Annotated in this window: 7 protein-coding genes; 5 read left to right on the top strand and 2 right to left on the bottom strand. The window is 57.7% G+C overall.

From position 1 onward, the window contains the following. Window positions 1-54 precede the first annotated feature (54 nt). Both Q0650_RS15585 and Q0650_RS15580 read left to right on the top strand, forming a co-directional pair. The gene (locus Q0650_RS15585) at window positions 55-2,964 is read left to right on the top strand and encodes an insulinase family protein (protein ID WP_298820599.1); all 2,910 of its coding nucleotides are present in this window, start codon (window positions 55-57) and stop codon (window positions 2,962-2,964) included. Window positions 2,965-3,700: 736 nt separating this feature from the next. After that, on the top strand, window positions 3,701-5,260 hold the full coding sequence (locus Q0650_RS15580) for an amidase (RefSeq protein ID WP_298820597.1): 1,560 nt from the start codon (window positions 3,701-3,703) through the stop codon (window positions 5,258-5,260). A gap of 126 nt (window positions 5,261-5,386) precedes the next feature. On the opposite strand, the gene purF is transcribed toward Q0650_RS15580, so the two are convergent. Then, window positions 5,387-6,859 carry an amidophosphoribosyltransferase gene (gene purF, locus Q0650_RS15575; protein ID WP_298820596.1) on the bottom strand — a complete coding sequence of 491 codons (1,473 nt, stop codon included), beginning with the start codon at window positions 6,857-6,859 and terminating at the stop codon, window positions 5,387-5,389. 79 nt (window positions 6,860-6,938) lie between these two features. On the opposite strand from purF, the gene Q0650_RS15570 reads away from it, so the two are divergent. From Q0650_RS15570 to Q0650_RS15560, 3 genes are all read left to right on the top strand, one after another. Continuing rightward, window positions 6,939-9,257 carry a S8 family serine peptidase gene (locus Q0650_RS15570; RefSeq protein WP_298820594.1) on the top strand — a complete coding sequence of 773 codons (2,319 nt, stop codon included), beginning with the start codon at window positions 6,939-6,941 and terminating at the stop codon, window positions 9,255-9,257. 110 nt (window positions 9,258-9,367) lie between these two features. After that, window positions 9,368-11,404, top strand: coding sequence for a sensor histidine kinase (locus tag Q0650_RS15565; protein WP_298820592.1), 2,037 nt, complete (start codon window positions 9,368-9,370; stop codon window positions 11,402-11,404). A 2-nt stretch (window positions 11,405-11,406) separates the two neighbouring features. After that, window positions 11,407-12,069 (top strand): response regulator transcription factor, encoded by a 663-nt coding sequence (locus Q0650_RS15560; RefSeq protein ID WP_298820591.1) that lies wholly within the window; start codon window positions 11,407-11,409, stop codon window positions 12,067-12,069. A 2-nt stretch (window positions 12,070-12,071) separates the two neighbouring features. Here the strand turns inward: Q0650_RS15560 and Q0650_RS15555 are convergent, their stop codons facing one another. Next, entirely contained in the window at window positions 12,072-15,593 is a 3,522-nt protein-coding gene (locus tag Q0650_RS15555; RefSeq protein WP_298820588.1) for a peptidase, read from the bottom strand. Window positions 15,594-15,602 lie beyond the last annotated feature (9 nt).

Genomic DNA, 15,602 nt, shown 5'->3' with positions numbered 1-15,602 from the left:
ACTCTGTAAACGCACAATTAATCCCTGTCGCCTATTGTATCAGACGAGGTTGTCATGACGAATATGTACGGATTCGAGCTGCTGCGTGATGAGTTCATCTCTGAACTGAACACGCGCGCCCGCCTCTACCGCCATGTTAAAACCGGCGCCGAACTGCTCTCGCTTGAAAACGATGACGAGAACAAGTGCTTCGGCATTACCTTCCGCACACCGCCGCGTGATTCCACCGGCATTGCCCATATTCTCGAACATTCGGTGTTGTGCGGTTCGCGCAAGTATCCGGTCAAAGACCCCTTCTTCACGCTGGTCAAGGGATCGGTGCATACCTTCCTCAATGCGATGACCTATCCCGACAAGACGACCTATCCCGTTGCCAGCACCAACTTGAAAGATTTCTACAATCTGGTCGATGTCTACCTTGACGCAGTCTTCTTCCCGCGCATCACGCCTGAAGTGCTTAAACAAGAGGGCTGGCATTTCGAGCTGCCCGATCCCGATGCCCCGCTTTCGATCAAGGGTGTGGTCTACAACGAGATGAAAGGGGCATATTCTTCGCCCGATAGCATGCTCTATCGCTATTCGCAACAGTCACTCTTTCCCGATACCACTTATGGCCATTCGTCGGGAGGCGATCCACAGGCTATTCCCGATCTTACCTACGAGGCATTCAAGCAATTCCACCAAACGCTCTACCATCCATCGAATGCGCGAATCTTCTTCTACGGAGACGATCCACCAGAGGAGCGGTTGCGCAAGCTCGATGAATATCTAAGTCAATTTGAGCGGATCGAGCCGCCGTCACAGATCGAACGACAGGCGCGTTTTGCCGAACCGCGCGCGTTTGAACATACCTTCAGCGCGAGTGCCGACAACAACCAGAAGGGCATGGTGATGCTCAACTGGTTGATCGATGACAATCGCGATCCAACCCAGGTGATGGCGCGCGAGCTGCTGAGTTACATTCTGTTGGGGAATGCGGCAGCGCCGCTGCGCAAAGCGTTAATCGATTCAGGTTTAGGTGAAGAGGTCGTCGGTGGCTATGAGAGCGATCTGCTTCAGCAGACTTTCTCGGTCGGGATGAAGGGCATTGATCCCGCCAGCGCTAGCCAGGTTGAGGAATTGATCCTGCGCGTGTTGACCGAACTCGCCGAACAGGGGATCGATCCCGAAACAATTGCGGCTGCCTTCAATACCTTTGAGTTTAGCCTGCGCGAAAACAATACCGGTAGCTTTCCGCGTGGGTTGGTGTTGATGCTGCGCGCATTGAGCACCTGGCTCTACGACGATGATCCGATTGCGCCGCTCCGGTTTGAAGCGCCGCTGGCGGCAGTGCGGGCTGCGGTTGATAGCGGTGAGCGCATCTTTGAACGGATGATCCGCGAACTCTTCCTGGATAATCCGCACCGCACTCGCGTAATGCTGCGCCCCGATCCCGACCATGCGGCCCTTCTGGCCGCTGCCGAACAGGCCCGGATCGATGCTTTTGCGGCAACCCTCGATGCCGAGAAGCGCGCGGCGCTGGTCGCTGAAACGCAGGCGCTGGCCGAGTGGCAACAGACTCCTGATCCGCCCGAAGCACTTGCCACGATTCCGACGCTGCGCCTGGCCGATCTCGACCGGCAGGTTAAGCGTATCCCCACCGAGGTTGACGAGCGCGGCGGGGTGACGCTCTTGCGCCACAATCTCTTCACCAACGGTATCGTCTATCTCGATCTGGCCTTCGATTTGCGCGCGTTGCCGGCTCATCTGTTGCCCTATGCTCCGCTGTTTGCGCGCGCGCTAACCGAAATGGGGACGGCAACCTCGGATTTTGTCCGTCTGTTGCAACGGATCGGGCGCGAAACGGGCGGAATCTACGCCGCAACAATGACGGCGACTGATGTTACCACTGCAACGCCGGTAGGTCGCCTGGTGGTGCGCGGGAAGAGTACGCTGGCCCAGGTCAACGGATTGCTGCGGCTGTTGAGCGAAATTCTGCTTACGGTGAATCTTGATGACTACGAGCGGTTCCGGCAGATTGTGTTGCGGGCCAGAGCCAACAAGGAGTCGTCGCTGGTGCCGGCAGGCAATGCGTATGCCCGGCGGCGTTTGGCTGCCCGCTTCTCGCCTGCCGAATGGGCGGAAGAGCAGATGGGTGGCATTTCCTCCCTCTTCTTCCTGCGCGAGCTGGAACAGCGGATTCAACACGATTGGCCGGGCGTGCTGTCCGATCTTGAAGCCACGCGCGCGGCGTTGATCAACCGGCGCGGATTGGTGGCGAACCTGACCCTCGATGCAGACAATCAGCAGACGGTACTACCGGTGTTGACCTCCTTCCTTGCCGAATTGCCTGAAGCCGACTACACGCCAGTGTCCTGGCCGACACGCAATGTTGATGGCGGGGAAGGTCTCATTATTCCGGCGCAAGTCAACTATGTTGCCAAAGGAGTGAATCTGCACGCTCATGGCATTCGACCCGGTGGTTCGGCCATGGTGGTCTTGCGTCACCTCACGATTGATTATCTGCTCGACCGGATTCGGATTCAGGGTGGAGCATATGGCGCCGGCGGTAACTACGACCGAAGCACCGGTCTGTTTATCGCTACGTCGTATCGCGATCCCAACCTGTTGCGCACCCTCGATGTCTACGACGAGATGGCGGAGTTTCTGCAGCAGGCAGCGCTCGATTCAACGACTATCGAGCGAGCGATTATCGGTACCATCGGCGATATGGATGCGTACCAGTTGCCTGACGCGAAAGGGTATACAGCGCTGGTTCGTTATTTGACTAGCGTGAGCGATGAGTATCGCCAGCAAATCCGTGATCAGGTGCTGGCAACAACGGCTGCCGATTTCGAGGCCTTTGCTGAAGCCGCTGCTGCTCTGCGAGACTACGGGCAGGTGGCGGTATTGGGTTCGGCTGAGGCAATTGAGGCGGCTAACTGCGAGCGACCCGGTTTGTTATCGCCAGTGAAGGTGTTGTAGTAGATGACGGGCTCAGGCGACGGTTCAGGGCGAGTGCTGGGATGATGTACTCAGCAGGCGACGTAAGGGTGCGACGTAAGGGTGCGACGTAAGGGCGAATAATTATTCGCCCTTACGTTACGTCGTCAGGGCGCCGGGACGCCGTCAGGGCGCCGGGACGCCGTCAGGGCGCCGGGACGTCGCCGGGGTGCGGTGCCGGGATGAGGTGCGGGGGTGACGGGTCAGGGTGACAGGCCAGGGTGAGTGCCAGGGCGACGGGCCAGGGCGAGTACCAGGGCGAGTGTCGGGGTGCGGTGCCAGGATGAGGTGCGGGGGTGACGGGTCAGGGTGACGGGCCAGGATGAGGTGCGGGGGTGACGGGTCAGGGTGACGGGCCAGGATGAGGTGCGGGGGTGACGGGTCAGGGTGCGGTGCCAGGGCGAGGTGCTCAGCAGGAGCCGGGAGCCAGGAGCCAGGAGCCGGGAGCCAGGAGCCAGGAGCCAGGAGCCGTAAGGGCGAATAATTATTCGCCCTTACGGCTCACCCACACGTCATATCTCGCCCTTACGGCTCACCCACACGTCATATCTCGCCCTTGCGTCACTCTCTTGCGTCGCTAGTGACCCATCCTCGCCCTTGCGTCACTGGTGTCCCTTACCTCGCCGGGGAAGGGCAAGCGTGGGACGGAGATCGCTCCCTCTCACGCTCATCGGGCAAAGCGTAGCCAGAGATGTCGATTTTAGCGGGGAGGAAAGGCATGACCGATCACGATCCAACACGCCATATTGGAGCCATGGCCTACGAAGCAACCATTGCCGGGCTGCAAGCGGATATGGAAAGTGGCAACCTCACTGCGGAAGCCTTGACAATGGCATGCCTTGAGCGGATCGAAGCGCTCAATCGCGCCGGGCCTTGCCTCAACGCTGTGATTGAGGTTAGTCCATCGGCGCTGGAAACGGCAATTGCGCTCGATACGGAACGCGATGCACTGGGGCCACGCAGTCCGCTGCATGGTATTCCTGTGCTGCTGAAAGACAACATCGATACACTCGATAACACGGCAACCACCGCCGGTTCGCTGGCGTTGCTCGGTTCACGTCCGGCTGCCGAAGCAACCGTAGCGATCCGCCTGCGCGCCGCCGGAGCAGTCATTCTCGGCAAATCTAATATGAGCGAATGGGCCAACTTTCGCAGCACCGCTTCGTCTAGCGGCTGGAGCGCGCGCGGCGGACAGGCGCGCAATCCGCACGTTTTGACCCGGAGTCCCTGTGGTTCAAGTTCGGGATCGGCCATCGCCGTGGCAGCAAGTATGTGCGTGGTTGCCATCGGCACTGAAACCGACGGCTCGATCTCGTGTCCGTCGGCATTGTGTGGGGTGGTTGGGATTAAGCCAACTGTTGGCCTGACAAGTCGCGCCGGCGTGATTCCGATCAGTTCAACCCAGGATACGGTCGGGCCGCACGCTCGTTGTGTGGCCGACGCTGCCACCGTGCTTGGCATCATTGCCGGCCCCGATCCACGCGATCCGGCCACGGCAGCCTCCGTCGGGCATGTGCGCCCTGACTATCGTACCTGTCTCCAATCTGATGCCTTGCGGGGCGCACGGATCGGCGTGCTCCGCAGTGAGCGCTTTGCAAGATTCGGTCGTCACGTCGAACAAGCATTTGCGGCTGCGTTGCAGGCGATGAGCGAGGCTGGCGCGCATGTGGTCGATCCTGTCTCGTTGCCTGATGAGCTGCTGGCTTTCAGTGAAGCTGAATTGACAGTGCTGATCTACGAATTCAAAGCAACGCTCAACCGTTATCTTGCCGAACGCATTCCTGATCCGCAGGCTGCCACTCGCGCGCCACGCTCGCTTGACGAATTGATTGCCTTCAACGAACAGCATGCCGGCATAGAACTTCGCTTCTTTGGTCAGGAGCTATTCCAGCAAGCGGTAGCGGTCGGCGGTCTCGACGATGAGATTTATCAGCAGGCGCTGCAAGCCAGTCGCGACGCTGCGCGCCGGGCAATCGATCAGGTGTTATACGAACAGCAGCTCGATGCGCTGGTGGCTCCGGCAACTGGCCTGGCCTGGCCAATCGACCTGATCGGTGGCGACCACTACCCCGGTGGAAGCAGCTCGCTCGCTGCCCGCGCCGGGTATCCGATAGTGACGGTGCCGGCAGGCATGGCATTCGGATTGCCGGTTGCCATCAACTTTATTGGGAGCGCATGGTCTGAACCGATGCTGATCCGGCTGGCCTATTCCTTCGAGCAGGCGACACGTTTGCGCCAGCCTCCTGCTTACCGGCAGCGGATTGTTGGTGATGATTGAAGCAGGCAACAGACTGCACAGCGACTCAAAAGATACGGTTAACGAGATAATGGCAACAGCAGCGTGCTTCTAACTGCTGTTGCCATCGCGCGCTGGCGACCATTCGCGCTGTGGGTAACGCTTTATTTAGCGCAACTCAAAGACCTCTTTGTCAACCAGTTCCACCTCGACCGGATAACGACCGGTAAAACAGCCGGTGCAGAAGGTGGCGGGATCGCGACCGGTAGAGCGGATCAATCCTTCAAGGCTGAGATAGGCGAGACTGTCGGCACCGAGATGTTGCCGGATACCTTCAATCGTCAGGCGATGCGCGATCAGCTCAGGGTAGGTCGCCATATCCACGCCGAGGAAACAGGGGTGGCGAATCGGTGGCGATGAGACGCGCACATGCACTTCGCGCGCGCCGGCCTCGCGCAATAAGCGCACAATCGGGCCACTTGTGTTACCGCGAACGATACTATCATCGACCAGCACTACCCGTTTACCGGCCAGATTATCGGTCAGCGCATTGAATTTGAGCGCAATGCCAAGCTGACGTAGCCGGTCGTCGGGTTGAATGAAGGTACGTCCAATGTAGCGGTTCTTGATCAAACCTTCAGAATACGGAATCCCCGATTCCTGGGCGTACCCGATTGCCGCTGGAGTAGCGCTATCGGGTACAGCAATCACCACATCAGCATCGCAGGGAGCTTCACGGGCCAATTCACGCCCCTGGGCCACGCGCATCGCGTGTAGTACCTTACCGTCCAGAACGCTATCGGGGCGGGCAAAGTAGATATACTCAAACAGACATGCTGCCCGCTGGATCGATGGTTGCAGTGAGATGACCTGTGGCCCATCGAGAGTCAGTTTGAGAATCTCTCCTGGCTCGATCTCGCGCGCGAATTGAGCGCCGATTGTACCTAACGCACAACTTTCTGAGGCAACCACCCAACCCTGATCGCCAAGCTGGCCGAGGCAAAGCGGGTGCAAACCCCACGGATCGCGAACTGCGTAAAGCGCATCGCGTGTGAGTACCGTGAGGCAGTAGGCACCCTGCGCTCGCACCATGAAGACCTTCAGCTTCTCTTCCCATGTTCGTCCCTCGCCGCCGGCCAGCATCTGGGTAATCACCTCGCTGTCGCTACTGCTGGTAAGACCAACGCCACGCTGCAACAATTCGCGGCGCAAGGCTGAGGCATTGGTTAGATTACCATTGTGACCGACAGCCAGGGGACCCAGTGCGCTCTCAACGACAAACGGTTGCGCATTTTCTAGCTTCGAGGAACCGGTTGTGGAATAGCGCGTATGGCCGATTGCCATATAGCCGGAGAGCGGGCGCAGCTTCTCTTCATCAAAGACTTGCGCTACCAGGCCCATATTTTTGTAGTATCGAATGCTGCGTCCATTGCTAACCGCAATACCGGCACTCTCCTGACCACGGTGCTGGAGGGCATAGAGGCCGAAGAAAGTCAGGCGGGCAACATCAGCGTCGGCGGCAACGATACCAAAGATACCACATTCGTGACCGGGTTTGTCATCACCACTGGTAGGATCGGGGTTACCGCCGGCAATGGTATCATTACGATCAGCTACGCTTGCAAGCGATTGATCGTTCATGGGAAATAATCCTCCTGCGCGCAGGTTTGGGGATGGATTGCATCTTTGCTTTTACAGAGAAAGTATAACACGGATCGCTATGGGATCATTTGATAAAACAGCTTCTTCCGCCGGGTTTTCGAAAGCAAAAGGTTGTCTACTGGCCGCCATTCTGATCATTGCGCTAACCATCGGCGGTTTTTTACGACTGGTGGAACTTGGCGTTAGTCTACTGGGATCAGGTGATACCGGGCAGGCAATTGTTGTCTGGATCAGCCTTGGCATAGGCGCAGTAGCATTCGCGCTCTGGGCATGGCTAAGTGACGGCACCGCGCGCGATGCTGCGTTACGCTGGCTGGCTGCGCTCCCATTGCCGGCATTGCTTGCAGTAACCATCTTCTTGCCGTCGGCGGAGAGTCAGGTGATCGTATTGATCCAACTCGGCCTGAGCCTGCTCTACGCGATCATCGTTGCGTGGCTTATCCGCAGACCGGCGCGGGCTGTCTGGTCGCCGGTTGTGATCAGCACTGGTCTGATCATTAGCTTACCCTGGCTGGCCATCGGTGTACCCGGTTCGTGGCTCGATCTGGCGCTGACATTGTTGCTCGGCGCGACGGTAGGCTGGGCCGGTGGGCAATTGCTGGCATGGCGACCATTGCTAAGCTGGCAGCGAGCCGAAGTTGGAACCGGGGTGTGGCTGGCCGAAGGAGCGACGCTGAGTCTGCTGCTGCTCATTTTAAGCCGGGCGCTAGGGCCGAATAGCGCATCTCTGCTCTTCTTCTTCAGCGCGCCAGCCGGGGGCTGGCTCTGGCTCGCCACAGGTCGTCAGGTCGGTGTTGCGGCTGTGGCGCCGGTTTCGGCGCTGTTTGGTCTGTTCTTTTTTGGGGTGCCGCTGGCGCTGACCGATCCCGATGCGCTGGTGCTGCTGCTGCTCTTTGGCGGTTTTCCCGAAGGGTTCCATCTGGCGCTCCTGGCTGCGGTCGGGCAGGCGCTGCTGGCGCTCCTGGCAACGCCGCTGGCGCTGCTGGTTGCCAATCAGCGCTTTCACATAGTCGGCGCAGGATTAGCGGCATTAACCGGATTGGCGCTGTTGATCAGCGGTGAGAGAGCAGTGCCAACCGGTGACCGCCTGTTTGTAATCCTGCGTGATCAGGCCGATGTCAGTCAACTATCTACCCTGACCAGCTATCAGCAGCGCCGGCTAGCTGTTTACCAGCGACTGACCGATCACGCCATGACTACTCAGGCTGATCTGCGCGCTGCGCTCAACCAGATCGGCGTTCGTTACACTCCTTATTACCTGGTCAATGCGCTCGAAGTTGAGGGTGATTTGCCCTTGCGGCTCTGGTTGCAGAATCGGCCAGAAGTGGCGACAGTGATTCCTGTGCCACATCTAAGGCCATTGCCAGTTGCGCCGATAACGGTAAGCGGTGATCAATCACCACCGACAGAGCCGCTCTGGAATCTGGTCATGATCGGCGCGCCGGAAGTGTGGGCAATGGGGGTGCGTGGCGCCGGTATCATCGTCGGGCAAGCCGATTCAGGGGTCGATGCCGATCATCCCGAACTGAGCGATGCTTACGCTGGTCGCACTGCCAGCGGAACCGACCACGCCTACCACTGGCTCGATCCGTGGACAGGGGCAACCGCTCCTTACGATGTTGGCGGGCATGGCACACATACCCTGGCAACGGTGCTAGGGAACAACGTTGGTGTTGCGCCTGATGCGCAGTGGATCGGATGTGTCAATCTAGCTCGCAATCTCGGCAATGCGCCACGCTACCTCGACTGCATGCAATTTCTCTTTGCGCCCTACCCTCCCAATGGCGATCCATTCCGCGATGGCAACCCAACGCGCGGCGCTCACGTGCTCAACAACTCGTGGGGTTGTCCGCAGGATCTTGAGGGATGCACTCCGACCTCACTCCAGCCCGCAGTGCAGGCCCTGCGGGCCGCCGGTGTCTTCGTTGTTGCCAGTGCCGGCAATGATGGGCCGGCCTGTAGTTCACTCAATGCGCCATTGGCGATCTACGATGAGGTGTTGACGGTCGGCGCTCTCGATGCAGATGGTAACGTGGCAGTGTTTAGCAGTGTCGGGCCGGTGCTGAGCGATGGCAGTGAGCGAGTGAAACCCGATCTGGTTGCGCCGGGGACGGATGTGTTATCAGCCTTTCCCAACCAGAGTTATGCGCGGGCTGATGGCACCTCGATGGCCGGGCCACACGTGGCCGGGGCTGTGGCCCTGATCTGGTCGGCCAACCCGACATTGATCGGCGATATTGTGACAACCGAGCGCATCTTGCTTGAAACTGCCCGACCCTACGCTGCTCCTGATGGCAACCGTTGCGGTGATGGCAATGTGGCTGGCGCCGGCATCCTCGATGTGGCAGCGGCAGTGCGGCGGGCGTTGGGTGAGTAAGTTGCCGCTTGCGTTTCGTTAAACTGTAAACGCTCCCAAGTCATTGCGTGGGTTGTGCCCGATTGGCGATGCGATCAACCTGTTTCGCCTGATGTGATACACTCATAGGTATGAAACATCGCTTGTCGTCATTCATCCAGGCAATAACCTTTCGCTACCAGCGCACTGCCCTTGCGTTGCTGGGGTTGCTCTCGCTGGTGACGCTGGTTATTGCCTTGAGCGGATTGGGTGATGCGACGCTCCGCGCCGAATGGCCGCGTCTGGCTGGCATGCTGGCCTGTCTTGGTGTGTTGTTGGGGCTGGCCTGGTTAACGCCTTTGCGCCTGCTTACGGTCTGGGGGCAACTGGTCTTGCTGGGCCTCGAACTGATGGCGGCGGCAGGCGCGCAACTCTTGACCGCTGCGCCGTTGATCGACTATCTCTACCTGATCATCGTCTTGCAAGGCATCATTCTCTTCCGGCCATGGATATGGGCAATCACGGCGGTGAGTATCTGGGCGATCTGGGCATTGGTGCGCTATCAGCTCTCGAACGATCTGATCGCATGGCTGCAAAGTAACCTGGCGATCGCGTTTCCGGCCACCTGCGCAATCATCGCCGTCTTCATCTACGTCCGTCACCTGCATCGCCGTGAGCAGATGCAGTACATGTTACAGCAGATGCAGCAACGCTACGCAATCTTCTCATCGTTGCTACGCGATATTCAACAGCGGGTGGCGCAAGAAGAACGCCAGCGGTTGTTACATCTGTTGACGCATGAGATACAACAGGCTCTGGCTGTTGCCGAGCAAAGCATGAACTCGGCTCTCATAACGGCTCAATCAAATCTCGGACGTTTGCAAACGGCGCTCGAATTGTCACGCGCAACAGCGGCAACGGCTATCGAACGGTTGCGCTCTACAGTGTTGGCGCTGCGCTATCTGCCGCAACAACCTAAACTATCGTCGCCACTGGCGGCAGTCGGCGCGCTTGACGACAGTTTGATCTCACCACGTCCCAACCACGTCCTGGCATGGATCTTGCCATCACTCTTCGTGAGCATCTCGCTTGGCCTGGCAATGCTTCAGCCGCATCAGCTCTCGGCGAGTGGGTTACTCTGGTTACTGGCGCTCGGTGGGTTACTGATCATTGCCAGTGCCTGCACGCAACAGGCGCGCCGTACCCTCTTCGTTCATCTCGGACTGGCTGCACAGACGCTCACTATCACTTTGATGGCGGCTGTCACCAATCTGCTGCCCCTGCTCTGGGGTTTCTTACTGGTGGCGTGGCAAATGGCCAGTCGGCTCTCGCTTGTGCAGTGGTTGCTCTTTACCGCTCTTTTCCCACTATTGCTGGCATTGACCGGTCTCTGGCAGCCGGTAATCATTGATCCTACTACAACAGTGAGCCTGATCCTCGCCGCGATGTTGGTCAGCGCGCCGTTGTTACTGGCCCGCTACCAGATGCAGCGCCGCCAGCAGGTGGAATTACAGGTCAAGCTGCTCGAGACCGAGATGCAACAACAGGCCGATGAAATCCAGGCGATAACGGTGGCTGCCGAACGGGCGCGACTTGCCCGTGAAATGCATGACGATCTTGGTTCCAAACTGGTCTTGATCAATCTCGAATTGCAACTGGCAGCCGAACTGGCAGCGGAGGATCCGGTTGCCGCGCGCGATCATCTGGTGAATAGTCGCGAATTGTTGCACAGCGCCTGGCGCAATTTGCTGGCCGTTGTTGATGCCAACCTGCCGGTGCATAGCGAGACTCTGGTAGCAGATTTGCGTCAACTGGCCATGCATTGTGCCCATAGCACGCGGTCACGAGTAGAGCTAGACATCCAGGGGCGTCTTGATCAATTGACGGCTGCGGTAGCGCATTGTATTTACCGCGCTGTCCAGGAGGGTTTAACCAACGCTTGCAAACACGCTCGCGCCAGCGTCATTGTGGCGCAGGTGAAGGCCGAAGGTGACTGTGTGGTCGTTACCATCACCAATGACGATCAACCCGATCGCACTTTGCCAGCGATCGATCTTGGCAGTGGCAGCTTTGGCCTGATCGGGTTACGCGAGCGGGTAGAGGCGTTGGGTGGTGGTTTTGAAGCTGGGCCATTGCCCGATGGCGGTTGGCGCTTGCGCCTGGTGTTGCCGACTGAACATAAGGAGTAACTATGGCGATTCGGGTGCTGATTGTTGATGACCAACCTTTGATCCGAACCGGTATCGCCACGTTACTGGCGCGAAAGCCTGACATTGAAGTGGTTGGGCAGGCCGCCAATGGTCGCGAGGCGCTCGAGTTCGTCGCAACGCTCGATCCTGATGTGGTGCTGATGGATGTCCTCATGCCGGTGATGGATGGTGTGGAAGCAACCCGCCAGCTAGCTGCGCGCGGGCCGCGTCCTGCGGTCATCATGCTCACCACCGTTCCTGATGATGAGAAAGTGTTGCAGTCAATTGCCGCTGGCGCGCGCGGCTACCTGCTGAAAGATGTCGATCATCGCGCGCTGGCTGATGGTATCCGGACGGTCGCTACCGGCGGCGCGCTGATCCATCCCCAAATCACGGCACAATTGTTACCTCGACTGAGCCAGTTGGCGGCGACGGCAGCATCTACTCCGCCGCCACCGCCTGAACCTGTCATTTCACTTACGCCCCGCGAACGCGAGATCCTGCGCTTGCTGGCTCAGGGTTACACCAATCAAGAGATCGGTGAATATCTTGCCCTGAGTATCGGGACAGTCAAAAACCATTTGAGCGTCATCTTTGCCAAACTGGCTGTGCGTGACCGCACTCAGGCCGCCTTGTGGGCGCGTGAACATCTCTCGTTACTTTAGCCCTAATACTCCTCTAACACCAGCAACTGCCGCTTGTCGTTGGTAATGGTTGGCAAGTAGACAGCGAAGCTTGAAGGTGATCCCGAACTACTGGCGGCAGGATTTTTTGTGATGATTGGTAGATGTATTTGGTAGGTGGGAGGAGCAAAACTCCCTTTTGCCGTATACATCACCGAATTTCCGGCGCTATCGATAGCAGTAATTATCAACCGCACATCTGGCCAGTTACGCGGCACGCTGGCCGTCCAGAGCCGCGGGTTATGGGAATCCTGCGCAAAGACGAGTGGTGACCACGTAATATTGTCACTCTCCAGATAGACCGCGCTGACAGTTACATCGGGATTGTCAGGGTTATCGGGATCGCTCACCAGAACCTCAATCAGCGTAGAAACTGTCTGCAATCCGGCCTCTTGCCCACCGATCCGCACCTGCTCAATCACGGGTGGATTCTGGTCGGCCAATGCCTCTGCGGCCCCGCTTGCGTCAGGATCGGTGTAGATGACTTGATACACAAGCTGGGTATAGGTGCGGAGCGTGCCGGTCACACCGTCGCTGGCGCGGAACTGAGCCGCTGTGCTGACCAGGGTGTCGCGCTGGTCGGCGCCACTGCCGATGCTACTGTGCCCAAAGAAGCGATCAGGCACCCAGAACCCGATTCCGGCGCTGAAGTCAGGTTCAAACGTGCTTGTAATCAGCGGCGTGAAGGTCTCGGTGACAATCTGGGTCACAGTAGGATCAAAATTATTTACCGTATTGTATTGCCCACCCAGGAAGATCACATCACGCACTACCAGCGGTTTATGTTCGTCATGGTCGCTACCCGAAAGCGCAGTAATGTCGTAGGTGAAAGCGGGTAATCCCGGCATACCGATCAGATTGAGGTCAAAGACGGTGACGGTCGGCGTGACGTTGAAGGTGTCGGCCAGCAGGAAGGTGTCGGTAATGGTGAAGTTTTCCGGGCGCAGGTTGACCGTCTGGCCGGTGCGAGATAGTTGCAGGTAGTTCGAATCATAGCTGATGGTGAAGGTAATCGTGCGCGTCAACTGACTGCCGGCAACCGGCACAGGCGCAGTGCGATCATCGACCGGTAATTCAGCGTTGAGATCTTCGACCGGCGCGCTCAGCGGATTATCGACAAACAGACGTTTCCACGGCAGGCCGTACAGTGTTTTGATTGACAAGACTTTATAGTCATAGGCGTTCAATCCAATCGACGCGCGTAGATAACGCTGTTTCGCATTGACCATCGCCTCGCCGATACTGCGTCCGATGTAGGTAAAGCCGGTTTCTGATCCGCTGTCAGGACGAACCTCATTGCGGGTCAATTCCTGGGTTAACAATCCGGCCAAGCGCTCACTGTAGTCAACGCCGTCGAGCGTGCCGTATCCGTAGCCGGTGTTTCCAATCCAGTTACCGGCGTGTCGATTAAACGCCTGGGCAAAGTCGGCAGCGTAAAAGGCGCGCGGAAGATTTTCAGCCGATTGAATCACCGCATTGAAGGGCACGTTATATCCGCTATGGCACCCTACCGAGTAGTAAATGGTATTGTAGAAAAACCCCGGACATAAACTCGGGTAGTCGTCGCATTGGTGAGAACTGGAGGAGTATTCAACTGATAGGATGCGATCAGCCGGGAAGTTGGGTTGACTGCCGCGCGAGACAGCCGGAATGAGCTGCCAGTGATCGAAGTGCGCATTGAGCGAACTGACGAGAGTCGAGGTCGTGCTAAAGACATCGATGGGCGAGGTAAAAATTTCGTTGAGGTCTTGTTCGAGCCATTGTTGTTCAAAACTGTCGCGATCCCAGTCATTGTTGATGATGGTACGGCTCACGACGGCTGTCGATGACGTTTCGGTTGACCGTCGCAATGTGCCTGAGATGAAGTTTGCGCCATCGATCAGGAAGTCATAGCCGGTAATGGAGTACGAAGGAGTTTGATAATAAATGTCAGCAACAAGTTGAATGTTGGGCTCTCCGAAAGGCACATTCCGACGTAGAAAATCGGCGATCTCTGCCGGAGTTTCGACAATCCGCCCGACAGCAAGATCTGGAATGAAGAGTGGAAAGCCGTAGAAACGGTAGGGCCGATCGGTGCCGTAGGGATTATCGCTCAAGATCATGCGATTGCGTAGAGCTGCTCCTAGCGGGTTGTCAGGCGCAATAATGCTGTCGCCATTGCTGCGACTATCGATCGTTTTCAGGTATTCAAGATAATCGGCTTCGTTAGCAATTGTGGTCAGATCGGGCAGTCGGAAGAAGGGAATGATCTCGTCGCTACCGATCAGGACAATGTTGCGCACATTGGGGTAAGGGGTCTCACGGTTGGTCTCATTGTTGGCTTCAAAGTCATTGTTGGCCCGCAACTGATAGCCGATCCGCACATCGCTGGAACGGCCACTCCCGTCAGAGGCAATGGCTGCTTCGATCACGTGATCGATGATACTGGCGATATAGTTTGCATAAAGTGGATTGCGTTGATTATCCGGTTGCGACCATTCGGTGAGTAAGTCATTGAAGGGAGTTATGCCACTTCTCGATATTACCTCCAGGTTGGCGAGATCGATGATCGCGCCTTTTTCGGTAACGAGCGGAGTTTCTGAGCTGCCCCACACCAGTGTCGTTTGATACGGATACCACCTCTGGAGAGTTGCCGTGATGGTCGTGATATTGGGATCTTCTGGATACAATTCTTCCATCCGGCTTGAATTGACCAGGTAGAGGGTAGTGACTTCAGGGTCTGGCTCATCGGTGAGAAATTCCACGTGTGGCGCCGGGCCGAGCGATTGGAGCGTGCTGCGCTCGAGCGTGATCGTCAACCGGTACGGACGCGCGCCGATCTGGCCGGCGCTGGAAGGCGCTACGGCTACAAAGTAGCGTCCTGGTTGCCAGACAATGGTCTCGATCCGTTCGTCGCGCGTTCCCGGATTGACGCTGATAGAGGCAATCTGGCCGCCGATGGAGGCGATCTGGCCGCCGATGGAGGCGATCTGGCCGCCGATGGAGGCAATCTGGCCGCCGATGGAGGCGATCTGTCCACCGATAGAGGCGATCTGTCCACCGATAGAGGCGATCTGACCGCCAATCTGGGTAATGTCTTCTAACCCTTGCTCGCCGGTGTCAAATTCGAAGGTCTCGGTTGTGCCACCTACACCTGTGGCCGGATCAACGCCGCCGCCAAAAACCAGATCGTAATCGGCATCCAGATTGGTGAGTTCGAGTTTGATCAGCGAGCCTGGCCTATCGATCACAACCATGTAGTAGTCGATGTCGCTCGATGAGGCAATGATACCGCTGATCACCTGTTGCCAGCTATCGGTGCGTTCAGGCGCGATCGGCTGGGCAGTAACCTCGGGTGGGGTAATGCTATTGTTTGGTTCAATTTCGTCGATCGGCGGCAGCTCGGTAATGGTGGTCAGATGGATTGGTGTTGACTCGGTGGCAGTTGCCGGTGTTGGTTGTGGCACAAGCGTGAATGGTGTCAACAGGAGACTGAACAGAGTCAGTGCGAGCAGAAGCCGGTACATAGGATCGCT

Origin of the sequence: uncultured Chloroflexus sp. (assembly GCF_937129525.1) — a bacterium.
Classification (GTDB): Bacteria; Chloroflexota; Chloroflexia; order Chloroflexales; family Chloroflexaceae; genus Chloroflexus.
The sequence above is the reverse complement of the archived record's forward strand: the minus strand, read 5'-3'. Positions and strand labels throughout refer to the sequence as shown.